Below are 26,983 nucleotides of genomic sequence, written 5' to 3' on the forward strand. Positions count from 1 at the left end.
CCTGAGCAGTCAAATCAGCGTACTACGGACGTACTACCGCGTGTCGTATCCAACGGCGAGAGAGGTGCGGTGAGTTCCCCGCCTCCGCGAGTCCACCGGTCAGCACCTCGCTCACCTGGGCCTGTGAGTCCAATCACAAGGGGTTTGCTTGTAGGTAAGCCTCCACTCACTATAGTAAGGCTTACCTAACTGAGGGAGACCCCATGACGATCCTGGTCGACGATCCCCTGATCGCCGGCATGGCCATCACCCGGCCACTGCCCCTGCACGACTCCAGTCGACGGCTGCGCGAGCTCTATCCGGAGTGCCCCCGCGTCTATGGCGTCGCGGTGATGGGCGACCTCTCTCGCCGTCGTTGGTGGCCGTTGTCAGAGGTGCTGACCACCGACCGTCTGCAGACGATGTTCGACACGGCGGCCGCCGAGACCGATAGCAAGGTGGCCGTCTCGCAGCAGTTGGCCGCGACACTCGCGCACGTCGTGCTCGGTCGGGTGGTTCCGCTGCTGGTCCTCGAGGGGCGGGCTTGGGACAGCGGCCTGGAGAACCTGTGGGTGCACGTGGACTCCGAGGGCGCCATCGACTGGGTCGGGGTCGTCGACCCGACGCTGCGTGCCCTTCCGGACGATTCCTACTTCGGGGGCCGCCCCGGCATGCGGCGCAGGCACTCAGCGCAGGATCGCATCGTCGCGCTGCCGAGCGAGGCCGCGCTGACGACGTGGGTCGCCCACCGCAGTCACCGCGCGCTGGAGCCGCTGTTCGACAAGCTGCACGACGTGAGCGAGGGTGCGCTGTCCGTGGCGGCGATGTGGCACATCGTCGGCGGTGCCGTGGTCAGCGCGTCCACCCAGGTGCCGTTACTGGCCGGATCGAGCGAGTTGACCAGCATGCGTCGCGGGCAGGCGGTGCTCGACGCCCTGATGGGCTTCGGGGCACCGGTTCGCGGCGCGACGAGAGTCTGCGCGGGGAAGGCCTTGCTAAATTAGGGCAGCCTTGCCTATTGTTAGCGCAGGCAAACGCACCGCGATTTTCACGAGCAACACTTCGAAGAACCACCGGACCGAGCCGGAGTCCTGAGGGCTGCAGAGACCCCCGGTCCACTCGAGGATGGGCCCCGCACATGTTGTGCGGGGCCCATCCGTTTTTCGTTTCCAGACCCGAATTCCCCTGGCCCGCTCCGGCCATGTAGACAGGTCACGTGACGACTTCCGTAGCGCCGAACTTCGGCGGAGGCTTCGACGACGAACTCGGGCTCACCTATCTGGATGCGAACCCCGACGGCGCAAGGGCGCAGCTCACCATCAGCGAGAAGCTCCTTCAGCCGCACGGCATCGTGCACGGTGGCGTGTACTGCTCGATCGTGGAGAGCGTGGCCAGCGTGTCGGCCGCGGGCTGGCTCGAGTCCAAGGGGCTCGGGAGCAACGTGGTGGGCGTCAACAACAACACCGACTTCCTGCGGGCCATCAAGGCGGGTGCGGTCACCGCGGTCTCCACGCCCATCCACCGCGGCCGGCGTCAACAGATCTGGCTTGTCGAGATCACCGACACGAACGGCAAGATGGTCGCTCGTGGTCAGGTGCGGCTGCAGAACCTGCCCGCCGACGCGCCGAACGCCTAAGCGCGGCACGCTTAAGCACTCGCACGCCTAACCGCAACGTCGCGGGGCGATCCCGCGTGCGCTGCCGACTGCGGCGCGCCGTGGCAGGATCAGCGCACTATGCGTTTGACCCCCCACGAGCAGGATCGACTGCTCATCTCCTACGCCGCTGAACTGGCTCGACGCCGTCAGGCGCGTGGGCTTCGGCTCAATCACCCCGAGGCCGTCGCCGTCATCACCGACCACCTCCTCGAGGGCGCCCGTGACGGGCGCACCGTCGCCGAGCTCATGGTCAGCGGTCGCGACGTGCTGAGCCGCGATGACGTCATGGACGGGATCCCCGAGATGCTGCATGACGTCCAGGTTGAGGCCACCTTCCCCGACGGCACCAAGCTCGTCACCGTCCACCACCCGATCGCCTGAGGTGGCAATGATTCCGGGTGAGATTCTCTTCGGCGACGGTGACATCGTGATCAACGAAGGCGCGCCGAGACTTGAGCTCGAGGTCGTCAACACCGCGGACCGACCGGTCCAGGTCGGCAGCCACGTACACCTGCCGCAAGCCAACGCGGCAGTCAAATTCGACCGCGTGGCCGCACACGGGTATCGCCTCGACATCCCCGCGGGTACCGCGGTGCGCTTCGAACCCGGTGTGGCCCAGTACGTCTCACTGGTCCCGCTCGGTGGCGCCCGGGAGGTCCACGGATTGTCGCTCACTCCGCCGGGAAGGTTGGATGCGTGACCGAACTCTCCCGCGCGCGTTACGCCGCACTCTTCGGCCCGACCACAGGCGACCGCATTCGCCTCGCCGACACCGACCTGTTCGTCGAGATCACCGAGGACCGCAGCGGCGGGCCCGGACTGGCCGGTGACGAGGCCGTGTTCGGTGGCGGCAAGGTGCTGCGCGAGTCGATGGGGCAGTCTCGGGCCACCCGCGCCGACGGCGCACCCGACACTGTCATCACCGGTGCGGTCATCATCGACTACTGGGGGATCATCAAGGCCGACATCGGCATTCGTGACGGTCGCATCGTGGCGATCGGAAAGGCCGGCAACCCCGACGTCATGTCGGGCGTCCACCCGGACCTGGTCGTCGGCCCGTCCACCGAGATCATCGCCGGGAACGGTCGCATCCTCACCGCGGGCGCCATCGACTGTCACGTCCACCTGATCTGTCCGCAGATCATGGAGGAGGCACTGGGCGGCGGCATCACCACGATCGTCGCGGGGGGCACCGGACCGGCCGAGGGCAGCAAAGCCACCACCGTCACACCCGGGTCCTGGCATCTGGCCCGCATGCTGGAGTCCCTCGACACCTGGCCGCTGAACGTCGCGCTGTTGGGCAAGGGAAACACCGTCAACCCTGCCGCGATGTGGGAGCAGTTGCGCGGCGGCGCTGCGGGATTCAAGCTGCACGAGGACTGGGGGACCACCCCGGCCGCGATCGATGCCTGCCTTACGGTCGCTGAAGCGGCCGGGGTGCAGGTCAATATCCACACCGACACGCTCAACGAGACCGGTTTCGTCGAGGACACCCTGGCCGCGATCAAGGGCCGCTCGATCCACGCGTACCACACCGAGGGCGCGGGCGGCGGGCACGCGCCCGACATCATCACGGTGGTCTCGCACCCCAATGTGCTGCCCAGCTCGACGAATCCGACGCGCCCGCACACCGTCAACACCCTCGACGAACACCTCGACATGCTGATGGTGTGCCACCACCTCAACCCGAGCCTTCCCGAGGATCTGGCGTTCGCGGAGAGCAGGATCCGTCCCTCGACGATCGCCGCCGAGGATCTGCTGCACGACATCGGAGCGATATCGATGATCGGCAGCGACGCGCAGGCCATGGGCCGCATCGGCGAGGTGGTGCTGCGCACCTGGCAGACCGCACACGTCATGAAGCGGCGTCGTGGCGCACTCGACGGCGACGGCGCCAGCGGGAAGGACTCGGACAACAACCGGGTCCGCCGCTACATCGCCAAGTACACGATCTGCCCCGCGGTGGCGCACGGCCTAGACCGCGAGGTCGGTTCGGTCGAGGTCGGCAAGCTCGCGGACCTCGTGTTGTGGGAGCCCGCCTTCTTCGGTGTGCGCCCGCACGCGGTGATCAAGGGCGGCATGATCGCGTGGGCGGCGATGGGCGACGCCAACGCATCCATCCCCACCCCGCAGCCGGTGTTGCCCCGACCGATGTTCGGAGCCTCGCCCGCGGCGGCGGCCGCGACGTCGGTGCACTTCGTTGCACCGCAGGCGATCGAGGACGGCCTCGCCGACCGGCTCGCGGTCAACCGCCGTCTGGTCGCGGTCGACAACGTTCGCCATATCGGCAAGGCCGACATGCCGCGCAATGACGCACTGCCGCGGATCGAGGTCGATCCCGACTCCTTCACCGTGCGCATCGACGGCGAGGTCTGGGCCGAGCAGCCAGCCGCGGAACTCCCGATGGCTCAGCGATATTTCCTCTTCTGATGTCGGGCCTCGAACTCTCGACGCTGCTGACGCTGTCGGACTCGCGACTTCCGACCGGTGGACATGTCCACTCCGGCGGAGTCGAGGAGGCCGTCACGAGCGGCCTGGTGTCCGACCTCGCGACGCTGCGGGCCTTCCTGCGGCGCCGCGTCCGCACCAGCGGCCTGGTCACGGCGTCAGTGGCGGCCGCGGTGCACGCGGGGACGTTGAGCGTCGTCGACGCCGACCGCGAAACCGACGCGCGCACACCGTCACCCGCGGCGCGCAGCGCATCACGGGCGCAGGGGAGGGGTCTGACCCGGTTGGCCCGTCGCGTGTGGCAGGAGGTGGACTGGAACGAGATCGGCGTCAAACCCCACCTCGCCGTCGCCGCGGGTGTGGTCGGCGCCGCCAGCGGCCTGGCGCCCGAGCAGACCGCGTTGTCGTTGGTCTACACGACCATGACGGGCTCAGCCACGGCCGCGCAGCGTCTGCTGGCACTGGATCCCGGTGACGTCGCCGCAGTGACGTTCGAGCTGGCCTCGCTGTGCGACGAGGTCGCCGCGCAGGCGGCCAAGGAGCTCGCCGACCTGTCCGATCCGCTGCTCGACATGCTGGCCCAGCGTCACGTCGAACGCGACCGACCACTATTCGTGTCGTGAAACACCACATCCCACATCAGGACCGAAAGGCGCATCATGCCACCACATCTGCTCGACGGTGAGCCCCACGCGCACACCGAACGTCCGCGCCGGATCCGTCAGGCCGGCGAGCCGCTTCGCATCGGCATCGGAGGTCCCGTCGGGTCGGGAAAAACCGCCCTGGTCGCTGCGCTCTGCCGACAGTTGCGTGACGAACTGTCGCTGGCTGTGCTGACCAATGACATCTACACGACCGAGGATGCCGACTTCCTGCGCAGACACGCGGTACTGCCCGACGAGCGCATCGCGGCGGTGCAGACCGGCGGCTGCCCGCACACCGCCATTCGGGATGACATCACGGCCAACCTCGATGCCATCGACGACCTCATCGCGGGCAATGAGGCGCTCGACCTCATCCTGGTCGAATCCGGAGGCGACAACCTGACCGCAACCTTCTCGTCCGGCTTGGTGGACGTGCAGATCTTCGTGGTCGACGTGGCCGGTGGTGACAAGGTGCCGCGCAAGGGCGGACCCGGCGTGACGTTCTCCGATCTGTTGGTCGTCAACAAGACCGACCTGGCGCCGCTCGTGGGCGCCGATCTGGACGTGATGCGTCGCGATGCGGCGGCCGTTCGCGCGGGCCGCCCCACGGAGCTGATCTCGCTGACCGCCGATCCAACCGCGGCACCCGTCCTGTCCTGGGTCCGTCAGCAGCTCCGCGTTGCGGTGTAGGGGACACGCGCCCACATGCTCTCCGATGTCCTGATCGTCGCGCGGCCCGGCCGCGCACCCGGCATCGAGTGCACGGGCGGGGTGACCGCCCGCCGCACCGGCGCCGACACGGTGCACCTGGTGTCGGCTGCGGCGACACCGCTGGGTGGGGACACCATCAGAGTCCGTGTCGTGGTCGAACGGGGGGCGCGGCTGTGGCTCCGCAGTGCCGCGGCGACGATGGCGATGCCGGGCAACCTCAGCATGGAGTCACGATCCAGTTGGGACCTCGAGGTCGCCGGACTGCTCGACCTGGATCCACAGCCCACCATCGTCGCCGGCTCGGCCCGGCATATCAGCACCACCCGGCTGAGACTGAGCGACGAGGGCCAGGCACGCGTGCGCGAGCGGATCCAGATCGGCAGATCCTATGAGCGGCAAGGTTTCTGGTCGGGAGCCATGAACGCCGACGTCGACGGCGCGCCACTGCTGCGACACCGCGTCGACATGGGTACCGGGTCGGTGACCGATGACGTCCTGGGCACACCGATGGCGTGCGTCAGCGAGCTGCGCTACCCCGAGACGTCCTTCGACGCCCAGGGCACCCTGTTGGAGCTGGCGGCCGGCGGCGCGCTGGCCACCTGGCAGGGCGACCGTCTGCGCGCAACCGGCCAGCGCTAGCTGGCGGCCTTCTCGGTCTCCTGCACCGACGCGGCGATCTCCTCGAGTTCCTCGATTCGGGTGCGCGCGTACGCCTGCTGCTCGGTGATCGTCAGCTGACCGCGCTGCCTACCGAAGAACGTCACCGACCACGACAGCAGCGTCGCGATCTTGGTCTTGAAGCCGACCAGGTAGATCAGGTGCAGGCCCAGCCACGCGAGCCAGGCGAGGAAGCCGCCGAACTCCAGCTTGCCGACCTGAGCCACCGCGTTGTACTTCGACACCGTGGCCATCGAGCCCTTGTCGAAGTACTTGAATGGCTCGCGTGGCTTGGGGCGGGTGCCGTGCTCGCGCGCCTTGACCTCGTTCTGGATGATCTTGGCGACGTACTTGCCGCCCTGGATGGCGCCCTGAGCCATACCGGGCACACCATCGACGAAGGCCATGTCGCCGACGACGAACACATTGGGGTGTCCGGGGATCGACAGGTCGGGGTTGACCTTGACGCGCCCGGCCCGGTCGATCTCGGTGTCCGACTGGGCGACCAGATCGCGCCCGAGCGGGCTGGCGGCCACGCCTGCCGACCACACCTTGCACGCTGACTCGATACGGCGAATGGTGCCGTCGCCGTCCTTCACCGTCAGGCCATTGCGGTCGACGTCGGTGACCATGGCGTTGAGTTGGACCTCGACGCCCATCTTCTCGAGCCGGGCCTTCGCCTTCAGGCCGAGCTTCTCGCCCATCGGCGGAAGGACCGCGGGTGCGGCGTCCAGCAGGATGACGTGCGCCTCGGTCGGGTCGATGAGCCGGAAGCTGCCCTTGAGGGTCTGGTCCGACAACTCCTGAATCTGGCCCGCCATCTCGACGCCGGTGGGACCAGCGCCGACGACGACGAACGTCAGCAGCTTCTTGCGTCGCTCGGGGTCACTGGACCGCTCGGCCTGCTCGAAAGCCCCGAGAATCCGGCCGCGCAGCTCCAACGCGTCGTCGATCGTCTTCATACCCGGCGCCCACTCGGCGAAGTGGTCGTTGCCGAAGTAGGACTGACCGGCACCCGCGGCGATGATCAGGGTGTCGTAGGGCGTCCGGTAGGTGTGGCCCAGCAGCACCGAGTCGACCATCTTGTGCTCGAGGTCGATATGCGTGACATCACCGAGGAGCACCTGGGCGTTCTTCTGCTTGCGCAGGATCAGCCGGGTGGGAGGGGCGATCTCGCCCTCGGAGATGATTCCCGTCGCCACCTGGTACAGCAGCGGCTGGAAGAGGTGGTGCGTGGTCCGGGCGATCAGCTTGATGTCGACGTCGGAGCGCTTGAGGGTCTTGGCGGCGTTGAGACCGCCGAAACCCGATCCAATGATGACGACCTTGTGCCGATCCGACGCCGTAGCTCCGGGGTGGCTCATTGCAGCTCCTTGACGGACAACCCGTTCTTGACAGTAAGTACAACGAACAGGTTAGTCTTCGCCCTTCCCGACAGCTCGGTGAGATGGCACACCGCACCGGAAATTCATCTCAATCCGGGGTCCCATCGGGGAATTCACCCTGCGAGCAACGGTTTCAGCAGCTCTGCGACCGCGGTTGCGCCGCCCGGGTGATAGCCGTTCAGGTTCGTCACCGGGCTGATGATGACACCGTCGATGCCGGCGTTGAGCACCTTGGTCTGGATCTGCTCGGCGACGGCCTCCGGGCTGCCGAACACCGACTGCTGACGGAAATCCTCCGGGATCAGGTCGGCGGTCACGTTCTCGTCGATGATCGCAACCACCAGCATGCTGGTCTCCAGGGTGGCGGGATCGCGTTCGATCTCCTCACAGCGGTCCTTGATCACCTGAATCTTGCGTGGCAGCTCGTCGAATCCCGCGATGACGTTGAGGTGGTCAAAGTGCTTGACGGCCAACGGGATTGTCTTCTTCTCACCGCTGCCGCCGATCATCAGCGGGATATGGTCGCGGAAGCGTGGTTCGGCCATGGCCTCCTGCGTGCGGTAGTACTTGCCCGACAGCGTGGGCCGCTCGCCCTTGAGCATCGGCAGGATGATCTCCAGTGCCTCGCCGAGCTTGTTGAACCGATCGGTGAAGGTGCCGAACTCGAACCCCAGCGAGTCGTGCTCGAGTTCGTACCAGCCGGTGCCGATGCCGAGGATGGCGCGGCCCTGACTGATCACGTCCAGCGTGGTGATGGACTTAGCCAACAGTGTGGGGTTGCGGTATGTGTTACCGGTTACCAGCGTGCCGAGCTGGACCTTCTCGGTGGCCGTGGCAAGCGCGCCCAGGGCGGTGTACGCCTCGAGCATCGGCTGGTCGGGTGTTCCCAGGCCGGGCAGTTGGTAGAGGTGGTCCATCACGAAGACCGAGTCATATCCGGCGGCCTCTGCTTCCTGGGCCTGCGCGATGACCGTGGGGAAGAGCTCCTTGACGCCGGTGCCGTAGGAGAAGTTGGGAATCTGGAGTCCGAGTCGAATCGTCACGTCCTCGACAGTGCCACCACGCGCGGTGCGCCGTCGTCCGTTTCGCTCGACGCGAAGCGGGGAATAAATCGCGCGGTGGCCTCAGCCGAAGCGGTGGCCTCAGCCGAAGTGGGCCAGCGCCCCGTGGCTCACATGCAGTGTCTGGCCGGTGATGTGCCGTGCTGACGGCGTGGTCAGAAACAGTGCGAGGCGGGTGATTTCGGCGGCCACCGTCGGCGAGGTGCCACCGATGCCGTCGTAGCCGGGGTCGGCGCCCTTACCGGGTGCCACGGCGTTCACGGTGATACCGCGGATGCCGAAGTGCGCGGCCTGGCCGGCCGTCCAGTTGGACACGGCGGCCTTGATCGCGGCCTCCGGGCTGCCCTCGTCGGGGCTGTCTGCGACAACGTTGACGATCGATCCGCCGGACCGCAGGTGATCGCCGAGGATCTGCACCGTCAGCACCGCGGACAGCATCGTGGCGTCGAGTGCGCTACGCCACGCCGCTGCCCGCTCGGTGAGGGTGTACGTGCGGGGATCGGCACCGCCCCAGGTCGGTGCGGGCACGTTGATGATCGTGTCGATGTGGTGTGGGAAGCCGTTGCGCGCCTCTTCCAGCGCGGCGGCGTCGGTGTTGTCGAAGACGAGGTAGTCGACGTCGAGTTCCTTAGCGGCGACCTCGAGATCATCGCGGCGCGCCCCGGCGATGACTACCTTGTGGCCCTCGTCCCGGAACCCCTGCGCGATCGCGCGGCCAAGTTCGGTGTCGCCACCGGTCAGCAGCACATCCATCACGACCTCCTCGTGTTCGGCGCTGAACCCAGCGAGTCGGCCACCATGTTACTGGACAGTAGCTAGTCGGCGAAACCCGCCACGCGGCGGTTCGCCGAACCCTCCCGGGGTGTCCTAGGGTGTGGCGCATGACCGGTTCGGCGGGTTTGCCGCGCTGGATCTATGTGCCCGCGGCGATCGGGGCGATGTTCGTCGTACTGCCGTTGGTCGCGATGGCTGCCAGAGTGGACTGGTCGCAGTTCGTGTCGCTGGTCACCAGCCGAGAGTCGCTCGCCGCCTTGAAGCTGAGCTTGAAGACCTCCACGGCCAGCACAGTGCTGTGCATTGTGCTCGGTGTGCCAATGGCACTGGTTCTGGCACGCAATGACTCTCGAGTGGTCCGGTGGACCAGGCCGCTGATTCTGCTGCCCCTGGTGCTGCCACCTGTGGTCGGTGGAATCGCCCTGTTGTACGCCTTCGGACGGCTTGGTCTACTCGGTCGGTACCTCGAGGCGGGCGGTATCCACATCGCGTTCAGCACGACCGCGGTGGTCCTCGCGCAGACCTTCGTCTCGCTGCCGTTCCTCGTCATCGCGCTTGAAGGGGCGGCGCGCACCGTGGGCACCGATTACGAGGTGGTGGCCGCGACGCTGGGCGCGCGACCGACGACGGTGTGGTGGCGAGTGTCACTGCCCCTCCTGGCGCCAGGCCTGGTGTCCGGTGCGGTGCTGGCCTTCGCCCGCTCGCTTGGCGAGTTCGGTGCCACATTGACGTTCGCCGGCTCCCGCGAGGGCGTCACGCGCACGCTGCCGCTGGAGATCTACCTGCAGCGGGAGAGTGATGCCGACGCTGCGGTGGCGTTATCGGTTCTGCTCGTCGTGGTCGCCGCCGTCGTCGTTCTCGGCTTGGGCAGCCGTCGGCTCAAGGCGGGTGGGTTCACGCCCGGTGATCGGGTGTGAGCGGGATCCAATTGCGTGCCGTTCTGCGCAGTCGTGCACTCGACGTGGAGATCGCGGTCGCGCCGGGCGAAGTGCTGGCGGTGCTTGGACCCAACGGCGCGGGCAAGTCGACGCTGCTGCACGTCATCGCGGGCGTGGTGCATCCCGACGAGGGCCTGGTGCGGCTTGGAACGCGGACGTTGACCGATACCGCGACCGGCGTGCGCGTCGACACCCATGACAGGCGGGTCGGGCTGCTGCTGCAGGATCCACTGCTGTTTCCCCACCTCACCGTCGCCTCGAACGTGGCCTTCGGGCCGCGAAGCGGGCGACGCCTGAGTCGTCGGGACTCGCGATGCGCCGCACAACGGTGGCTGGACGAGGTCGACGCCGGCGACCTGGTCGACCGCTCGCCACGCCAGCTCTCCGGCGGACAGGCCCAACGCGTCGCCCTGGCCCGCGCACTCGCGGCGGAGCCGGACGTCCTGCTTCTCGACGAGCCGCTCGCCGGGCTCGACGTGGGGGTCGCGGCCGCGATGCGCAAGGTGCTGCGACAGGTGTTGGCACGCGATGGCCGGTCAGCGGTGCTGGTCACCCATGACCTGCTCGATGTGGTCACGCTGGCCGACCGTGTCGTCGTCCTCGAATCGGGTCGCATCGTCGAATCTGGCGCGGCCACAGAGGTTCTGGCCGCACCACGCAGTTTCTTCGGTGCGCGCTTCGCCGGGGTCAACCTGGTGGCGGGCACGCTGACCGGACCGGACACGCTCCGTACGGAATGGGGGAGTACGTGGCACGGCGAGGCGGGGCCGTCCGCCATTGACGCCGCCAACTCCGGCGGCGGCCGGGCGGTGGCGGTCTTCGCCCCAGCCGCGGTCGCCGTCTTCCGCGACGAACCGCATGGCAGCCCCCGCAACACCGTTGAGGTCGTGGTGTCCGAACTCGACAGTCGCGGACCGGCCATCAGGGTGCGTGCCGACCACCAACCGGACGGCGGGCCGGGGTTGGCCGCCGATATCACCGCCGAGGCGGCCGCCGAGCTTCGGCTCGCGCCGGGGGAGCGTGTGTACTTCGCGGTGAAGACCCAGGCGATCACCCTGCACGCCCGCCCGTAACGACGCGGGCGGACCGCGCGATCAAGCAGTACAGAGTCCCGGGACCCGCCGCCGCGCGCGTCCCGGGTGCCAACGTGCGTCAGCAATCACGTGAGCGGGTTACGGGCATTGCTCTTGTGTCGCACAGCAACTTCTAAGCTCGACACTCTAAGAGCAACTCACACTTGCGTCACGGCCGTAACACGGTAGTTTCTTCCCCATGCAGCACCCGGATGCCAGTAGTCGACGACGCCCCAGCCTCACCAGGCTGTTGGCGACCGCAGCGGTCACGAGCATGACCGCAGTGACCCTCGTTATGCCGGGCGCTGCCTCGGCAGAACCGGCGCCCCCGGCTCCGCCACCCCCACCTGCGCCGGCAGCGCCTGCACCCGCCCCGGCAGCGCCCGCGCCTGCGGCACCAGCCCCAGCAGCGCCCGCACCTGCGGCACCGGCCCCGGCAGCACCCGCGCCAGCGGATCCAAACGCCCCGCCGCCACCGCCCGCGGATCCGAATGCGCCGCCTGCACCCGTGGATCCGAACGCACCCGTGGATCCGAACGCACCCGTGGATCCGAACGCACCCGCCCCGCCGCCTGCACCCGAACCCGGGCGTATCGACAACGCGGCGGGCGAGTTCAGCTACGTCCTGCCCGGGGGCTGGAAGGTCTCCGACCAGACCCAGCTCTCCTACGGTCAGGCGTTGTTGACCAAGCTTCCGCCCGAGGGTTCGGAGCAGTCGCCGAGTGACACCAGCGTTCTGCTGGGACGTCTGGACCTCAAGCTGTTCGCCGGCGCTGAGGCCGACAACACGAAGGCGGCCGCGCGCCTGGCCTCCGATATGGGCGAGTTCTTCATGCCCTTCGCCGGGACGCGGCTCAACCAGGAGTCCGGCACGCTCGACGCGGCAGGTATGCCGGGCGCCTTCTCCTCCTATGAGGTGAAGTTCACCGACGAGTCCAAGCCGACCGGCCAGATCTGGGCCGGCGTGGTGGGCTCGACCCCGCCCGCCGGAACCCCGCGCGGCCAACGCTCACCCGAGCGCTGGTTCGTCGTGTGGCTCGGCACCGCGAACAGCCCGATCGACAAGGGCGCGGCCACAGCGCTTGCGCAGTCGATCCGGCCGTGGGCGCCCCCGCCGCCGGACCCCAACGCGCCTCCGCCGCCTCCTGCGGATCCGAACGCGCGGCCCGGTGTGGGCGTGCCCGTGCCGGTGACCGACGCGCCGCCGGAGATGCTGCCGCCCGCCTGACATACCGCTACCAACGGTGCGCATTATCGTGCCGGTTTTCTCGCCCAATCGTTACCGGCACCAGGTATACCCAAGGGTGAGCCAGTAGTTCGCTGGCCAGCGACAGGCAGGATTTGGTCATGGACATGATCGCGGCTACCGAGTTTCTCGCCCGTTCGAGCACGTTCACCAGCGTCGGGTGGATCGGCTACATCATCATCGGCGCGCTCGCGGGCTGGATCGCAGGCAAGATCGTCAAGGGCGGCGGCTCCGGCATCCTGATGAATATCGTCATCGGGATCATCGGTGCCCTTGTCGGCGGCTTCCTGCTCAGCTTCTTCGTGGATACCGCGGGCGGGGGCTGGTGGTTCACGCTGTTCACCGCCATTCTCGGATCCGTGATCCTGCTAGCGATCGTCGGCGCGGTGCGCAAGACCTAACCCCTCACGCCCAAGCCCCTCACAGCGCGGCCAGCACACCGCGGAGGGCGGCGACCAGGCTGCCGCTGCCCGCGCGATACAGCGGGCCCCGCCCGTCGGACAGCAGTATCCGCAGGCGGGCCACCCCGCGCACGCGCGCAGGGTGGGGTGATTCCAGTCGGTCCAGGATGTCCGAGATGACGTCCGCGGCACGGCGCACCTCAGCGGTCTGCATGGGTACGCGGGCGGAGAGTTGAGGCTGGCCGACGAGCGCATCGTGCATGACCATGTGCAGCGCGGCACGCAGTTGTTCGCGCTCGCGCGCAGACGCCAGGCGGGCACCGTGCACGGCGATCGGGCTGCCGGGCGTTGCGGTCACGCCGGCCTCCAGTTCGCGGTCGAGGCGATCGGCGAGGAGCGTGGCGCGCATCCGTGCCCACCAGGTCGGCCGAGTGCCCGGCGAACTCAGAACGCGTCGAGCGGGCGAACCGGCGCGAAAATCGTCTCGAATTGTCCGATCGGCCATGATGACCTCCTGAATGGTCGTGACCTTCGTTCAGGCTATACCGGTCATCGGTGACCAGTCAAGGCGTTTTACCGGTCATGGGGGTTACACTCGATGTGTGACGACCATGACCGGTGACTGGCTCGGTGACCAGGAGGCGAAACCCGCGCCCGGGCCGCTGCGTCGTGTGCAGGCCCTGATCAACACCGTCGACCGGGAGTCCGGGATCGACCGACTGGCGGCGGTCGCTGACGCCGCTCCGTGGTTAGTCGACAACGGCCTGCTGGCGGCCGACGGTGCCGCGCTCGACGCGGCCGATGTCGAACTCGTCGTCACCGTCCGGGAGGCGCTGCGCGCCATGGTCGTGCGCAACACGGGCGCCCAAGATCCCGACCCCGCGGCCATCGCGCCGTTGCGCGATATTGCCGCGGATGTCGCGTTCCGGGCTGATCTCGATGACGCGGGTCTGGTCACGCTGGCGCCGGTGGGCCATACGGTCCGCGACAGGCTTGGTGCGCTGCTGCTGATCGTGTCCGACGCGCAACGCGACGGCACGTGGTCGCACCTCAAGGCCTGCGCGAACGACGACTGCCAGTGGGCGTTCTATGACCGCTCGCGTAACCACGGAGGCACGTGGTGTGACATGGCGACCTGTGGAAACAAGCTCAAGAATCGGGACTTTCGTGCCCGCCGACGCGGCACGTGAACGTCAGGTCGACAGATGCCAGACCGTGGCGGCGGCCAGTGCGCCGAGACCGTTCAGTGACCAGTGCAGGGCGATCGGGGCGATCAGGCTTCCGCTGCGCCCGCGCAGCCAGGTGAAGACGAAGCCCGCAGCGCCCGTGGCGACGACGGCGAGCACAACACCCGCGATCAGTCCGCCGATGCCGCCGCCGAACAGGCGAGTAAAACCGACGTTGCTACTGGTCAATCCCATCGAGGTGGCGATGTGCCACATGCCGAACAACAGCGACCCCGCCGCGGCGACGCCGCGGAAACCCCACGCGCGGTTCATGGCGCCGTGCAGCACTCCGCGAAATGCGAGTTCCTCGGGGATCACCGTCTGGAGCGGGATGATGATCATGGACGCGACCAGGGCGCCCGAGATCGTGGCGTAGTGGTCATTCATGAACATCGGGCGGGTCCACGGCAGCGCCGCGCCGATCGCGATGACGGTCCCGACTAGCGCGACGGCGGCCAGTGCGTAGGCCGCACCCGACTTCCAGTGCTCACGACCCAGCCCCAGCTCGGCCCAACCCAGGCCGCGGGAACGGACCAGCGCGACGAGGAGGACGGCCGCCACGGGCACGGTGACGATATTGGCCCACGGGGTGGTGAAGTGGGCGATGAGATTGGTCAGAGCCAGCACGACCACGACGACGCCGATGTCGACGTAGATGCGGTAATGGTGCAGCGCGGAGAGGTGCCCGATGCTGGGGTGGGGTGGCGCGGCCACGGCGCTGGTCTCGGACATGTCCGAATAATTGTATGCGCGATCGGCGAAAACCCAGGTCAATGTGGGCAGATCCACTCCGGGGCGACCCGCGGCCGCTGACCGCGGATCTCTGGACGATACTGTTGCCCATGCTTGACACGTGTCAGCTTTTGGCCTCGTTGCGGGTTTTGGACGTTGGCGGGGCTGCATCGGACGGGGTGGGCCGGCTGCTCGCTGACCTCGGCGCCGACGTGCTGAAGATCGAGCCGGGCGGCGGCTCAGTCGCCCGCCAGGCGTTGCCGTCCGTCGACGGGGTGAGCGTGCCGTTCGCCCTGGACAACGCCAACAAGCGATGCGCGGTGCTCGACGGTGCAGACGCCGCGGACCGCGCCCGCTTCTTCGAGCTGGCAGCGGGCGCCGACGTCGTCGTGGACGGCGGCCGGCCCGGCGGGGCGGAGGCGTTCGGGACCACCTGCGCCGACCTCGCCGACCGTTTCGATCATCTCGTCACACTGCTGGTGACCGATTTCGGTGCGACAGGCCCGTACTCGTCCTGGGTGGCGACCGACGCCGTGCTCTACGCGATGTCGACAGCGTTATCGCGGTCGGGACCCACCATGGGTCGGCCAGTGCTGCCACCGCCGGGCATCGCGTCGGCGACGGCGGCGGTGCAGGCCACGTGGGCGGTTCTTGTCGCCTATCGGAACCGGGTGCGATACGGCCGTGGCGACTACATCGACTTCTCCAGATTCGAGGCGGTGGTGCAGTCCCTGGACCCGCCGTTCGGGTCCGAGGGTCAAGCCGCGGTAGGGCACAAGGCCTCCCACCAGCTGTGGCGTGGACGGCCCCGGAATCAACAGATCTATCCGACGCTGCCATGCCGTGACGGCCATGTCCGGCTCTGCCTGCTGTCGGCGCGTCAGTGGCGCGGTATGCGGGCGTGGCTCGGTGAGCCCGAACAGTTCTCGGATCCGAAGTTCGAGACGATCGCTGCCCGATACTCCGCGTCCAAGGATCTCAACGCACTGATCGCCGCCGCCTTCGCGGACCAGACGATGGATGACCTCGTCGCCGAGGGGCAGGCCCGCGGGGTACCGATCGCGGCTGTGCTCACTCCCGCAGATGCGTTGCGGTCCGAGCACTTCCGTGCAGTCGGGGCGCTGACCACCATGAGCCTGACCACCTCGGGATCCGCGCTGAGCGTGCCGACGGGCCCGTTCGTCGTCGACGGCGTACACGCCGGGCTACGCTGGCCCGCACCGCAGGTGGCAACACATTCCGCCGAGTGGAGTTCGGCACGACCCGATCCCGCCGATGCCGGGCCGGCCGACGGTACGGCTCGGCCGTTCGACGGACTGCGGATCCTCGATCTCGGGGTGATCGTCGCCGGTGGCGAACTGGGTCGCCTGTTCGCCGACCTCGGAGCCGATGTGATCAAGGTGGAGAGCGCCGCCTATCCCGACGGGTTGCGCCAGACGCCGGCGGGTCAGCCGATGAGCCGCTCCTGGGCGTTGACCCACCGCAACGAGCGCAGCATTGGCCTGGATCTCCGCCATCGCGACGGTGCGGCGATCTTCCGTCGCCTGCTCGCGACCAGCGACGCACTGTTCGCCAACTTCAAGCCGGGAACACTTGCCTCGCTTGGTTTCTCGCATGAGGAGCTGCGCGCGCTGAATCCTCGACTCGTGGTGGCCGAGAGCAGCGCGTTTGGCGAGGGCGGGCCGTGGAGCACTCGTATGGGGTACGGACCGCTGGTGCGGGCGACGACCGGCGTCAGTGGGCTCTGGACCGATCCGCACGCCGGCGACACCGAGACCACCACGACCGGCTTCTCCACGACCGGTTTCTACGATGCCACCACCATCTTTCCCGATCACGTCGCCGCCAAGATCACCGCGATCGCCGCTCTGGCCGCACTGATCGCGCGGGAGTCGCGGGAGTCGGAGCCGACGGCCGCGCGTGTCCACATCCCGCAGGCCGAGGTCGCGGTCAACCAACTCGCCGCCGCCTACGTCACGGACGACGCCCGTGGGCGGGGCCTGGCGCTGTCGGCCGACGATGCACTCCATGCGGTGCTGCCGTGTGCGGGTGACGACGAATGGTGCGCGGTGTCGGTCACGTCCACCGCGGTGCGCGGCGTCCTGGCGACGGTGCTCGGTGTCGACGAGTTGCCCCCCGATGACGCCGGACTGCGTGAGGCGCTGTCGGTTTGGACGTCGGCACGCGATAAGGCTGAGGTCACCCGCGTGCTGCAGGCGGCGGGGGTGCCTGCCGGACCGATGTACAGGGCGCCCGACGTGCTCGCCGATCCGCAGTTGCGCGGTCGTGCCCTCTACACCGAGATGGTTCATCCGCTCTTCGACGTGCCGATGCCGACCGAGACGAATCCCGCTCCGTTTCGGCGGATTCCCGACGCGGATCTGCGTCCGGCGCCATTGCCGGGTGAACAGACCCGGCAGATCTGTCGCGATGTGCTCGGCATGGCCGATGACGAGATCGACGGTCTCATCGCCACCGAGGTGTTGTTCAGTTCGGTTGAGATGGCCGACTCGAGGAGCACATCGTGACGAGCGGCTCAGCGGTAACCGAATCCGAGAAAGGCCAATAGTTGTCCATCGATCCACGCACACCGGTGCTCGTCGGCTACGGCCAGGTCAACCAACATGACTCCGATCCAGCGATAGAACCCGTCGACCTGATGGAGCGGGCCGCCCGAGCCGCGGCCGACCCCCGGGTACTCGAGGCGGTGGACTCGGTGCGCATCGTCAACCTGCTGTCCTGGAGATACAGGAACCCCGGACTACTTCTGGCGCAGCGCATCCGCGCCACGAACGCGGACAGCCGGTACACCAGCATCGGGGGCAACGTGCCGCAGTCCCTGGTCAACCAGGCGTGCCTGGACATACAGGCCGGCCGCCTCGACACCGTGCTGATCGCCGGCGGAGAGACGTGGCGCACCCGCACCCGAGTGCGCGCGGCGGGCGGCAAACTGGACTGGACCAAGCAGGACGAGTCGGTACCCGTGCCACCCGGCGCGGACGACGAGTTCCAGATGGCCGGGGACGTCGAGATCCGCATCAAACTGGATCGCCCTGCCTACGTGTACCCGATGTTCGAGCAGGCGGTCCGTATCGACGCGGGGGAGTCGCCGCAGGCGCACCGCCGTCGCATCGGCGAGCTCTGGGCCCGATTCAGCGCCGTGGCCAAGGCCAACCCCCATGCCTGGAGCAGGGATTCGCTGACCGCCGAGGAGATCTGGCAGGCCGGCCCAGGCAACCGCATGGTCAGCTGGCCATACACCAAGTTGATGAACTCGAACAACATGGTCGACCAGGGCGCGGCCTTGATCCTGACGTCGGTGGAGAAGGCCACCCACCTCCAGATCCCCAGGGAACGTTGGATCTTCCCGTATGCGGGCACCGATGCCCACGACACCTACCTGATCGGCGAGCGGGCCGAGTTTCACCGGTCGCCGGCGATCCGGATCGCGGGTCGTCGCGCACTGGAACTGGCCGGAACGGGCATCGACGACATCGCACTGGTCGACGTGTACTCGTGCTTCCCGTCCGCCGTTCAGGTGGCCGCTCGTGAGCTGGGGCTGTCGCTGGATGACGCCGACCGGCCGCTCACCGTGACCGGTGGGCTGACCTTCGCGGGCGGGCCGTGGAACAACTACGTGTCACATTCGATAGCGACCATGGCCGAGCGGCTGGCCGCCGCACCCGATCAGATCGGGCTGATCACAGCCAACGGCGGCTATCTCACGAAGCACAGCTTCGGTGTCTACAGTGCGCAGCCGCCGACGGGCGAGTTCCGTTGGGAGGACGTGCAGTCCGCCGTCGACGCCGAGCCCACTCGCGTGGCCGAGGGCGACTGGTCCGGTACCGGGACCGTCGAGACGTGGACGACTCCGTTCACGCGTGACGGGGTCCCGGAGAAGGCCTTTGTCGCGGTTCGCACACCCGATGACACCCGGGCGCTCGCCGTCCTGACCGATCCGTCGGACGCCGAGGCGAGCACGCGTGAGGACATCGCGGGCGCCAAGGTCGCGGTGGCCGCCGACGGCACAGCGTCGCTGCACTGACGGGTCACACCAGGTCCGGCAACGGCACCTTGGTGTCGGCGAGACGGCCCGCGTCGACGGGCGTACGGGAGCGCACCAGCGACTTGATGTCGTCGAGGCCCTCCCAGACGTTGACGTTCATGCCCGCCAGCACCCGATCGTCAGCGTCGAGCCAGAAGACGGTGAACTCGCCACCGTCGACCTCACCGCGAAACACCGTGCGCTGGTAGTCGGGTGCGTGTCCCACGTACTCCATGCCCAGGTCGTACTGGTCGGTGAAGAAGTAGGGCAGTTCGTCATACGAGCCGGGGTTACCGAGCATGCCCGCGGCCGCGACCGCGGGCTGCTTGAGGGCATTGGCCCAGTGCTCGGTGCGGATCCGGGTCCCCAAGAGGGGGTGTTCGGCGGCCGCGATGTCACCGACCGCGTAGACATCGGCGTCGCTGGTCTTCAGGGAGGCGTCGACCAGTACGCCACCATCGCCGGTCGTGAGCCCCGCGTCCTGCGCGAGTTCGACATTGGGTTTGGCGCCAACGGCGACCAGCACGGCGTCAGCACGAACCGTCGAACCGTCGCCGAGCCGAAGACCCGTGGCGCGCCCGTCCTCGGTGGTGATCTCCTCCACCTGGGTCTTGAGCCTCAGGTCGACGCCGTGGTCGCGGTGAAGTCGGGCGAACACCTCCGCCGCCTCGCGTCCCAGCGCGCCGAGCAGGGGCAGCTCGGCGGTCTCGACGACGACGACCTCGGCGCCCCGTCCGCGGGCGCCGGCCGCCACCTCCAGCCCGATCCACCCGGCGCCGACGATGGCGAGCGTCGCGCCGGCCTTGAGGGTCTCCAACAGTGCTGAGGCGTCATCGATTGTGCGCAGGTAGTGCACGCCGTCGGCGTCGGCACCGGGGATGGGCGGGCGTCGCGAACTGGATCCCGTCGCCAGCAGCAGCTTGTCGTAGTTCTCTTGGCCACCGCCTGCGAGGCCGACCGAGTGCCCAGCGAGGTCGATCGAGGTGATCTGCGTGCCGAGCCGCAGCTCCACCTGGTGCTCGGCGTACCAGTCGGCGGTCTGCACGGTGAACTCGTCGAGCGTCTTCTTGCCCGCCAGGTAGTCCTTGGACAGTGGCGGCCGTTCGTAGGGCAGGCGGTCCTCCGCACCGAACAGCACGATGCGGCCTTCGAAGCCCTTCTCGCGCAGCGCTTCCGCGGCCTTGGCGCCTGCCAGGCCGCCGCCGACGATGATGTGAGTCGATGGGGTCGCCATGAGGTGTGCTCCTATTCGCCGTGCGAGGGTGCGAACCGTTCGCGCAGCCTCGAGTCCAGGGAGACCCGGACGAGCGCCGCGGCGAGTTCGGCACTGCTGCGTGGCGCAAGGTCGCCGAGCTCATCGGGGGATGCGGGCAGGCCGACGGCAGCGGCGGCGGCGAGCGCCCTGCTGTCGAAGAAGGGTCGTGCCCACGTCCAGACGGCCTGAACCTCCCGCATGAACACGGCCGCTCCGGTGGGCCCGATGCCGTTGAACCGTTGGAGTTCGGCCATCGCACGGTCGCGGTCCTGTCCACAGCGAACAGCCAGGTTGCGCAGATCGCCGTCGAACTCGTCACGGACACGAACGGCCATGTCGTACAGGCGGGTTGCCGAACTCTCGTCGTATCGTGCATATCCTGCGCGGCCGAATGCGGCGAGCATCGTGGCGCGGTCGGCCTCGATGACCGCCTGCGGGGTCCGCAGCCCGGACTTGAACAGGTGGTGGGCGGCCGCCGCTGCGGTGTCCGCGCCGATGGGCTTGCTGACGAGCATCGCCAGAGTCAGAAGCTGGAACAGCGGCTTCGGCTTGTCCCGCAGCCGAATGCCGCTCTGCTCGGCGTATGTCTCACCTGCCATGGAGACGAGCCGACGCACGATGTCCTTCGTGGCTCCCATCTCGGGTCGCATACCCGGTGTCGGGGAGGACAAACCCTCGTCACTTCCCCGGCAGGCTCTTGGCGTAGTCGACACCGCGTTTCACCCAGGACTGCAGCTGCCGTTTGGTGTTGATGCCGTCGGCCGAGACACGCAGCCAGCCTCGGGTCTCCCGGCCCGCCATCACCATCGGTTCGACGTGTTCGCGGTCCAGCAGGGCATTGGTCTGATCGGGCGGTACCCGAACCATCAGGCCGCCGTGCCCGCTGGCGGCGACCGCCATGTTGCCGTTGACCATGAACGCCAGCCCACCGAACATGGCCTTCTCGACGTGCTTCTCCGATCCGAGTAGTTCCCGGATGCGGTGCGCCAGATCTTGGTCGTAGGCCATGTCAGTCGATCTTAGGTTCCCATCCGAGTCTGGGCCCGAGCTTCTCGGCCAGATCGGTGATGATCTGGCGGTAGTCGTCCTCGCCGAAGGTGAACGGCAGGGCGAAGGCCACCTCGTTGGCCCGCTGGAAGCCGGCATGGGCGTACAGCTGGTCGGCGAGTTCATCTGAGGTGCCGACGTAGTCGGGGGAGAACAGCATGCCGCGGGCGCCTTGCGGTGACTTGGTGCGCTCGAAGCGGCTGGCCGCGTACTCGCGATAGCGACGGACCTGATCGTCGGTCGCCGAGTCGGTGGGAATCACGACGAGACCCTGTGACACCCTGGCCCTTTCGGGATGTGGGTGCCTGGCTGCGAAAGCGCTTCGGAACGCGTCGATGTGCTCGCCCTGAATGGTGGCGAAGTCGCGTGACTCGGTGCCCTCGATGCTGACCACCGAACTCGTCAGATAGTTGATGCCCTGTTCGGCGGCCCAGATGGCCGAGTCGCGCCCGCCGCCGTACCAGACCCGATCGGCCAGGCCAGGGGAGTGCGGCTGGATGCGGTTCGTGAACTGCTCGATCCCGACGGTGCCCTCGAAGTCGCTGACCGGCTCGCCGCGCAGGCCCCGCAGCAGCCGAACCACGCGTTCCTTGGAGAAGTCCTCGACATCGTGGGTGTCGGGATACAGGGTGTGCCGGTAGTTCTCGTAGTGCATCGGCGTGCCCACCGAGACACCGGGGTTGATCCGGCCGCCGGAGAGGATGTCCACGGTGGCCAGGTCCTCGGCCAGCCGGAACGGGTTCTCCAATCCCAGCGGAATGACCGCGGTGCCCAATTCGATGCGTGACGTGCGCTGACTGGCGGCCGCCATGATGGCGACCGGAGACGAGATGCCCGGTTGCAGATGCCTGCAGCGCAGCCAGACGCTGTCATAACCGATCGCCTCGGCGCGGACGATGACGTCCAGTGTCTCGGTCATTCCGGGTCCCGGATCGGCGGCGTCGAACCGGCCGATCGTCAGGAAACCGAGCTTGCTCAGCGGTTCTCCGCGTCGGGGCATCTACTGGTCACCTCTCTCTGCCGAGCAGACACAAACTCGCATGAATCCTCTCGGAACATGCGAGTTTGTGTCTGCTCGCGCTATTGAGTTGTCAGGCGGCGGCGGTCGTGGCCTCGGCGGCCGGTTCCAGCGCCAGCGCCACGATGTCGGCGACATCGGTCATCGGCTTGACCTCGAGCGCATCGAGCACCTCGGCTGGCACGTCGTCCAGGTCTGGCTCGTTGCGCTGCGGAATGAAAACCGTTGACAGCCCGGCCCGTTGCGCGGCAAGCAGCTTCTGCTTGACCCCGCCGATGGGCAGCACCCGACCGTTCAGCGTGACCTCACCGGTCATGCCGACATCAGCGCGGACCTGACGCCCGGTCGCCATGGACACCAGCGCGGTGACCATCGTGACACCGGCCGACGGCCCATCCTTGGGCACCGCACCCGCGGGCACGTGCACGTGGATCTGCCGATCGAGGGCCTTGGGATCGACGCCCAACTGCTCGGCGTGGGCGCGGACGTAGGACAGCGCGATCTGCGCGGACTCCTTCATCACATCGCCCAGCTGACCGGTCAGCTTCAGACCCGGCTCACCGTCGTTGGCGTTCACCTCGATGAACAGCACGTCGCCACCGAGGCCCGTGACGGCCAGGCCCGTGGCCACGCCCGGCACCGCCGTGCGCTCCTCGGACTCCGGTGTGAAGCGCGGACGGCCCAGGTAGGCAACCAGATCCGGCTCGTCGATGGTCAACGGCGCGTCGAGGGCTTCAACTCCATCTGCTCCTCGCGTCCGCGCCGCCAACTTCGTGGTCGCCTTGCGCAGCGCCTTGGCCAGCAGTCGTTCGAACTGGCGGACACCGGGTTCCCGGGTGTAGTCGGCCGCGATCTTACGAAGCGCAGCGTCGGTCACCGTCACCTCCTCGGGGGTCAGCGCCGCCTTGTCGGCCTGCCTCGGCAGCAGGTAGTCCCGGGCGATGGCGACCTTGTCGTCCTCGGTGTAACCGTCGATCGTCACCAGCTCCATCCGGTCCAGCAGCGCCGACGGGATGTTCTCGATGACGTTGGCGGTGGCCAGGAACACGACATCGGACAGGTCCAGGTCGAGGTCCAGGTAGTGGTCGCGGAACGTGTGGTTCTGCGCCGGGTCCAACACCTCGAGCAGCGCCGCGCTGGGATCGCCACGGTAGTCCGAGCCCACCTTGTCGATCTCGTCCAGCAGGACGACGGGGTTCATGGATCCCGCCTCGCCGATGGCCCGCACGATGCGGCCCGGCAGCGCGCCGACGTAGGTGCGTCGATGCCCGCGGATCTCGGCCTCGTCGCGCACGCCACCCAGCGCCACGCGGACGAACTTGCGGCCCAGCGCCCGTGCGACGGACTCACCCAACGATGTCTTGCCGACACCGGGAGGGCCAGCCAGCACCATGACGGCGCCGGAGCCACGACCGCCGACGACGGCCATCCCGCGCTGGGCGCGGCGTGCACGCACGGCGAGGTACTCGACGATGCGGTCCTTGACGTCGTCGAGTCCGTGGTGGTCGGCGTCGAGGATCTCCCGCGCGGACTTGAGGTCCGTCGAGTCCTCCGTCGTCACGTCCCACGGCAGGTCCAGCACGGTGTCGAGCCAGGTGCGGATCCAGCCGCCCTCGGGGCTCTGCTCGCTGGAGCGTTCCAGCTTGCCGACCTCCCGCAGCGCGGCCTCGCGGACCTTCTCGGGCAGCACTGCCGCCTCGATCCGGGCGCGATAGTCATCGGACCCGTCCGGCTCACCCTCACCGAGTTCCTTGCGGATCGCGGCCAGCTGCTGACGGAGCAGGAACTCCTTCTGCGTCTTCTCCATGCCGGAGCGGACGTCCTCGGCGATCTTGTCGTTGACCTCGGTCTCGGCCAGGTGATCGGTGGTGACCTCGATCAGCATCCGCAACCGCTGGGCCGCATCCTCGGTCTCCAGCAGGTCGCGCTTCTGGACGTCGGTCAGGTACGACGCGTATCCGGCCGTATCGGCCAGCGCAGACGGATCGGTGATCTTGTTGACCACGTCGACGATCTGCCAGGCCTCACGGCGCTGCAGCATCGCCAGCAGCAGCTTCTTGTACTCGGCCGCCAGCGCCTTGGTCTCCTCGCCGGCCTCGGCCTCGGTCACTTCCTCCACCTCGACCCAGAGTGCCGCGCCCGGTCCGGTGGTCCCGGATCCGATGTGCGCACGACCCTCGCCGCGGACGACGGCGGCAGCTCCACCACCGGCGACGCGTCCGACCTGCACGATCGAGGCGATGACGCCGTAGGTGGGGTAGCGGTCGTCGAGCCGCGGTGCGATGAGCAGCTTTCCGCTCTCGCTCGCTTGCGCGGCGTCCACGGCAGCGCGGGCGGTGTCGTCGAGCTCGATCGGGACGACCATGCCTGGCAGCACGATCGGCTCACTGACGAACAACACCGGCACAGAAATCGGTTCTGGCATCTGTCCTCCAAAGTTCAGCCTGATGCGCTCAACCTTGACGTGGTCAACTTTGTTCCCGCCGTCCGCTGTGAGCAGAACGTGCGGTCGCGGCGTTAGCAGCAGTGGGTGGCTGTGCGTTGCCCGAGCGAGTCACCGGTTGCGAGTCGATGAAAGTCTCAGACAGGCGCTGGCGGAACCAACGGTGCGCGGGGTCGGCGTCGTTCCGGGGATGCCAGGCCATACCGAGTTCGACAGTCGGCAGTACAAGTGGAATCGGGAAAGCCCTGAGTCCGAAGTCGGGCGTGATGGAGGCTGCCCAGACCGGGGCGGTGAGTGCGACCAGGTTGGTGGATCGTGCGAGCAGCATCGCGCTGGTATGGCTGGGGACCACGACCGCGACGCGACGGCTCAGACTCAACCGGCCCAGCGCGTCGTCGATGGGCCCGCGTCGCTTCCCCAGTCGCGAGATACCGATGTGAGAGGCGGCGGCGAAACGTTCGACGTCTATCGGGGCGTCAAATATCGGGTTGGTCTCGCGGGCCACGCCGAGCATGGAGATCGCAGTGAGGCTACGACGACGGGTTTCGGAATCCAGATGTGACAGGACGCCGAGTTCGACGTCGATGGTGCCGTCACGCAGCGCCGCAGACCCTTCCAGCGCCTCCGGTAGGAAAACGACATTGACTCCAGGGGCCTCTCGCTGGAGGCTGTCCAGAAGCGGCACCGCCACGCTCGTAAGGAACAGTTCGGATACCTGCACGGTGAACGTTCTCTCAATCGCACCGGGATCGAATTCCCTTCCCTGTCGCAGGATTTGATCTGCCTGACCTAGCAGTGTGTGCAGCGGGTCCCGGATCTCGGCGGCGCGCGGTGTGAGTACCAAACCCTGCCCGGCCCGAACCAGGAGTGGGTCACCGCTTAGGCGTCGCATCCTGGACAGCGATCGGCTGATCGCTGGCGACGAGGTGCCCAACTTCTGCGCAGCGGCGGAGACACTGCTCTCCTGCAACAACGCATCGAGAACCCGCAACAAATTCAAATCCACCGTCGGATCACCTCCAGAGATACTTACCCCAGATGATAAGTAATCGATAGCAAGTCTTGCATTGATGGTTAATGTAAAGCGGTCCAGGCTAGTGGTGAATCCGATAGATCTCATTCACCTAGGAGCATCATGACTTTCTCGCCTGTTCGCGAGGGCCGCAGCGGCGACGTGCTGGCCGTCGTCAGCCAGAGTGGCCCGACGGTTTCGTTCTTCGACGCCGCCTCCGACACCATCCTCGACGCCGTGGAGCTTCTCGCCGAACCCCATGAGCTGTGCTTCGATCCCAAGCAGCGGTTGCTGTGGTGCACGAATACCTACGTCTCCGGCTACTACCACGCCAACGCCGGGCGTCGTACCCAGCTCACGGTCATCGACCCCGATGCTCGTCGTGTCGTCGACACGGTTGATCTCGCGCCTGAACATGGGCCACACGGGTTGGCTCTCGACTCGACGCGGGGCCGCTTGTACGTCAGCGTCGAAGGGTCAGACGATCGCCAGGGAGGCGTCGTCGTCATCGACACAGCGACACGAAAGATACTGGGGCGCATCGATACCGGTGCACCCGGCCCGCACTGGTTCGTCATCGATCCAAAAGGCGAGAAAGGCTATGCCAGCAACAAGGAGGCCCCATTCGTTTCTATCGTCGATCTGGCGGCGGGAACGTTCACCTCGGTGGAGGTGCCGGGCAGCGAGGGGCTGGCGGTGTCGACCGACGGCAGCGAACTCTATGTCGCGGCACCGTATGGGTCATTCTCACCGGGGCCGACCGAACAACGTCCGCTCAACGGCATACGAATTATCGACACTAAGGCCGCCGTGATTCTCGATATGTTGCCTACCGAGAACGTGGTCTTTCCGGTGTGTCTGACCAGCACCGGCGTGTTGTTGGCCGGTGAGCTGCGCATGTCGGCCGACGATTCGTCCGCTCTGGGCAGTCACGCTCCTGGCCGACTCATCGCATTTTCCACTGCGACGCGCGAGCGGGTCGCAGCCGTGGAGCTGACTGGCAGGTTCCCCCTAACGATCACCGCGTCCCCGGACGGTCGGCTCGGCTACGTCGCCGCCGTCACGTCGTCGACGGTCGACATCGTCGACTTGCAGACCTGGGAGGTGCTCAACAGCCTCACCGTCGCCAAACGCGGGGAACCCGGAGCGCATGGGCTGGCCTACATTCCGCGGCTGAGCTGACCACGGGATCAGCCAGCCTCGGCGACCCGATGAAGCAACTACCAGACAC

Annotated in this window: 27 protein-coding genes; 16 read left to right on the top strand and 11 right to left on the bottom strand. The window is 67.6% G+C overall.

Annotated elements, in window-relative coordinates; genetic code table 11:
- Positions 1 to 203 precede the first annotated feature (203 nt).
- From ACZY0X_RS12580 to ACZY0X_RS12615, 8 genes are all read left to right on the top strand, one after another.
- The gene (locus ACZY0X_RS12580) at positions 204 to 983 is read left to right on the top strand and encodes an iron reductase (RefSeq protein WP_463770834.1); all 780 of its coding nucleotides are present in this window, start codon (positions 204 to 206) and stop codon (positions 981 to 983) included.
- 212 nt (positions 984 to 1,195) lie between these two features.
- Positions 1,196 to 1,615, top strand: a complete 420-nt coding sequence (locus ACZY0X_RS12585) for a PaaI family thioesterase (RefSeq protein WP_463770835.1) — start codon at positions 1,196 to 1,198, stop codon at positions 1,613 to 1,615.
- A gap of 99 nt (positions 1,616 to 1,714) precedes the next feature.
- Entirely contained in the window at positions 1,715 to 2,017 is a 303-nt protein-coding gene (locus ACZY0X_RS12590; protein ID WP_241405129.1) for an urease subunit gamma, read from the top strand.
- Positions 2,018 to 2,024: 7 nt separating this feature from the next.
- The gene (locus ACZY0X_RS12595; protein ID WP_463770837.1) at positions 2,025 to 2,336 is read left to right on the top strand and encodes an urease subunit beta; all 312 of its coding nucleotides are present in this window, start codon (positions 2,025 to 2,027) and stop codon (positions 2,334 to 2,336) included.
- Positions 2,333 to 4,066, top strand: a complete 1,734-nt coding sequence (locus ACZY0X_RS12600) for an urease subunit alpha (RefSeq protein WP_463770838.1) — start codon at positions 2,333 to 2,335, stop codon at positions 4,064 to 4,066. Before ACZY0X_RS12595 ends, ACZY0X_RS12600 begins: the two co-directional genes overlap by 4 nt.
- Positions 4,066 to 4,707, top strand: a complete 642-nt coding sequence (locus tag ACZY0X_RS12605) for an urease accessory protein UreF (RefSeq protein WP_463770839.1) — start codon at positions 4,066 to 4,068, stop codon at positions 4,705 to 4,707. The genes ACZY0X_RS12600 and ACZY0X_RS12605 overlap by 1 nt, the downstream gene beginning before the upstream one ends.
- A 36-nt stretch (positions 4,708 to 4,743) precedes the next feature.
- On the top strand, positions 4,744 to 5,418 hold the full coding sequence (ureG, locus tag ACZY0X_RS12610; RefSeq protein WP_463770840.1) for an urease accessory protein UreG: 675 nt from the start codon (positions 4,744 to 4,746) through the stop codon (positions 5,416 to 5,418).
- Between the two features lie 15 nt (positions 5,419 to 5,433).
- The gene (locus ACZY0X_RS12615; protein WP_463770842.1) at positions 5,434 to 6,078 is read left to right on the top strand and encodes an urease accessory protein UreD; all 645 of its coding nucleotides are present in this window, start codon (positions 5,434 to 5,436) and stop codon (positions 6,076 to 6,078) included.
- Here the strand turns inward: ACZY0X_RS12615 and ACZY0X_RS12620 are convergent.
- From ACZY0X_RS12620 to ACZY0X_RS12630, 3 genes are all read right to left on the bottom strand, one after another.
- Positions 6,075 to 7,460, bottom strand: coding sequence for an NAD(P)/FAD-dependent oxidoreductase (locus tag ACZY0X_RS12620; protein ID WP_463770843.1), 1,386 nt, complete (start codon positions 7,458 to 7,460; stop codon positions 6,075 to 6,077). The genes ACZY0X_RS12615 and ACZY0X_RS12620 overlap by 4 nt on opposite strands.
- 134 nt (positions 7,461 to 7,594) lie before the next feature.
- Positions 7,595 to 8,524 carry an LLM class F420-dependent oxidoreductase gene (locus ACZY0X_RS12625; protein ID WP_463770845.1) on the bottom strand — a complete coding sequence of 310 codons (930 nt, stop codon included), beginning with the start codon at positions 8,522 to 8,524 and terminating at the stop codon, positions 7,595 to 7,597.
- Positions 8,525 to 8,623: 99 nt separating this feature from the next.
- Positions 8,624 to 9,295: an SDR family oxidoreductase gene (locus tag ACZY0X_RS12630; protein ID WP_463770846.1), complete on the bottom strand. Its 672-nt coding sequence runs from the start codon at positions 9,293 to 9,295 to the stop codon at positions 8,624 to 8,626.
- A 128-nt stretch (positions 9,296 to 9,423) separates the two neighbouring features.
- Here ACZY0X_RS12630 and ACZY0X_RS12635 point away from each other — a divergent pair, with 128 nt between their 5' ends.
- The 4 genes from ACZY0X_RS12635 to ACZY0X_RS12650 all read left to right on the top strand — a co-directional run bounded on the left by ACZY0X_RS12635 (position 9,424) and on the right by ACZY0X_RS12650 (position 12,974).
- Positions 9,424 to 10,233: an ABC transporter permease gene (locus tag ACZY0X_RS12635; RefSeq protein WP_463770848.1), complete on the top strand. Its 810-nt coding sequence runs from the start codon at positions 9,424 to 9,426 to the stop codon at positions 10,231 to 10,233.
- Positions 10,230 to 11,327: a sulfate/molybdate ABC transporter ATP-binding protein gene (locus ACZY0X_RS12640; protein WP_463770850.1), complete on the top strand. Its 1,098-nt coding sequence runs from the start codon at positions 10,230 to 10,232 to the stop codon at positions 11,325 to 11,327. Before ACZY0X_RS12635 ends, ACZY0X_RS12640 begins: the two co-directional genes overlap by 4 nt.
- Before the next feature lie 199 nt (positions 11,328 to 11,526).
- The gene (locus ACZY0X_RS12645; protein ID WP_463770851.1) at positions 11,527 to 12,555 is read left to right on the top strand and encodes an APA family fibronectin-binding glycoprotein; all 1,029 of its coding nucleotides are present in this window, start codon (positions 11,527 to 11,529) and stop codon (positions 12,553 to 12,555) included.
- Positions 12,556 to 12,674: 119 nt separating this feature from the next.
- Positions 12,675 to 12,974, top strand: a complete 300-nt coding sequence (locus tag ACZY0X_RS12650; protein WP_463770853.1) for a GlsB/YeaQ/YmgE family stress response membrane protein — start codon at positions 12,675 to 12,677, stop codon at positions 12,972 to 12,974.
- 19 nt (positions 12,975 to 12,993) lie between these two features.
- On the opposite strand, the gene ACZY0X_RS12655 is transcribed toward ACZY0X_RS12650, so the two are convergent.
- On the bottom strand, positions 12,994 to 13,383 hold the full coding sequence (locus tag ACZY0X_RS12655; RefSeq protein ID WP_463770854.1) for a hypothetical protein: 390 nt from the start codon (positions 13,381 to 13,383) through the stop codon (positions 12,994 to 12,996).
- A gap of 202 nt (positions 13,384 to 13,585) precedes the next feature.
- Between ACZY0X_RS12655 and ACZY0X_RS12660 the strand changes: the two genes are divergently transcribed.
- Positions 13,586 to 14,164, top strand: a complete 579-nt coding sequence (locus ACZY0X_RS12660) for a CGNR zinc finger domain-containing protein (RefSeq protein ID WP_463771565.1) — start codon at positions 13,586 to 13,588, stop codon at positions 14,162 to 14,164.
- A 3-nt stretch (positions 14,165 to 14,167) separates the two neighbouring features.
- Here the strand turns inward: ACZY0X_RS12660 and ACZY0X_RS12665 are convergent, their stop codons facing one another.
- Entirely contained in the window at positions 14,168 to 14,932 is a 765-nt protein-coding gene (locus ACZY0X_RS12665; protein ID WP_463770856.1) for a lysostaphin resistance A-like protein, read from the bottom strand.
- Between the two features lie 110 nt (positions 14,933 to 15,042).
- Between ACZY0X_RS12665 and ACZY0X_RS12670 the strand changes: the two genes are divergently transcribed.
- Together ACZY0X_RS12670 and ACZY0X_RS12675 are read left to right on the top strand one after the other, a co-directional pair.
- Positions 15,043 to 17,460: a CaiB/BaiF CoA transferase family protein gene (locus ACZY0X_RS12670; protein WP_463770858.1), complete on the top strand. Its 2,418-nt coding sequence runs from the start codon at positions 15,043 to 15,045 to the stop codon at positions 17,458 to 17,460.
- A 41-nt stretch (positions 17,461 to 17,501) separates the two neighbouring features.
- A complete protein-coding gene (locus tag ACZY0X_RS12675; RefSeq protein ID WP_463770859.1) occupies positions 17,502 to 18,977 on the top strand; it encodes an acetyl-CoA acetyltransferase in 1,476 nt (491 codons plus the stop codon).
- 4 nt (positions 18,978 to 18,981) lie between these two features.
- Here the strand turns inward: ACZY0X_RS12675 and ACZY0X_RS12680 are convergent, their stop codons facing one another.
- The 6 genes from ACZY0X_RS12680 to ACZY0X_RS12705 all read right to left on the bottom strand — a co-directional run bounded on the left by ACZY0X_RS12680 (position 18,982) and on the right by ACZY0X_RS12705 (position 25,746).
- Positions 18,982 to 20,211, bottom strand: coding sequence for an NAD(P)/FAD-dependent oxidoreductase (locus ACZY0X_RS12680; RefSeq protein ID WP_463770861.1), 1,230 nt, complete (start codon positions 20,209 to 20,211; stop codon positions 18,982 to 18,984).
- Positions 20,212 to 20,222: 11 nt separating this feature from the next.
- On the bottom strand, positions 20,223 to 20,870 hold the full coding sequence (locus ACZY0X_RS12685) for an HhH-GDP family DNA glycosylase (protein ID WP_463770862.1): 648 nt from the start codon (positions 20,868 to 20,870) through the stop codon (positions 20,223 to 20,225).
- A gap of 40 nt (positions 20,871 to 20,910) precedes the next feature.
- Entirely contained in the window at positions 20,911 to 21,240 is a 330-nt protein-coding gene (locus ACZY0X_RS12690) for a TfoX/Sxy family protein (RefSeq protein ID WP_463770864.1), read from the bottom strand.
- Position 21,241: 1 nt separating this feature from the next.
- Positions 21,242 to 22,279 carry an LLM class flavin-dependent oxidoreductase gene (locus ACZY0X_RS12695; RefSeq protein WP_463770866.1) on the bottom strand — a complete coding sequence of 346 codons (1,038 nt, stop codon included), beginning with the start codon at positions 22,277 to 22,279 and terminating at the stop codon, positions 21,242 to 21,244.
- 91 nt (positions 22,280 to 22,370) lie between these two features.
- Positions 22,371 to 24,722 (bottom strand): endopeptidase La, encoded by a 2,352-nt coding sequence (gene lon, locus ACZY0X_RS12700; RefSeq protein WP_463770868.1) that lies wholly within the window; start codon positions 24,720 to 24,722, stop codon positions 22,371 to 22,373.
- Positions 24,723 to 24,765: 43 nt separating this feature from the next.
- Positions 24,766 to 25,746 (bottom strand): LysR family transcriptional regulator, encoded by a 981-nt coding sequence (locus tag ACZY0X_RS12705; RefSeq protein ID WP_463771566.1) that lies wholly within the window; start codon positions 25,744 to 25,746, stop codon positions 24,766 to 24,768.
- 129 nt (positions 25,747 to 25,875) lie between these two features.
- Here ACZY0X_RS12705 and ACZY0X_RS12710 point away from each other — a divergent pair, with 129 nt between their 5' ends.
- Positions 25,876 to 26,934: a YncE family protein gene (locus ACZY0X_RS12710; protein ID WP_463770870.1), complete on the top strand. Its 1,059-nt coding sequence runs from the start codon at positions 25,876 to 25,878 to the stop codon at positions 26,932 to 26,934.
- Positions 26,935 to 26,983 lie beyond the last annotated feature (49 nt).

The sequence above is a fragment of the Mycobacterium sp. IDUB_39 genome, assembly GCF_055419205.1.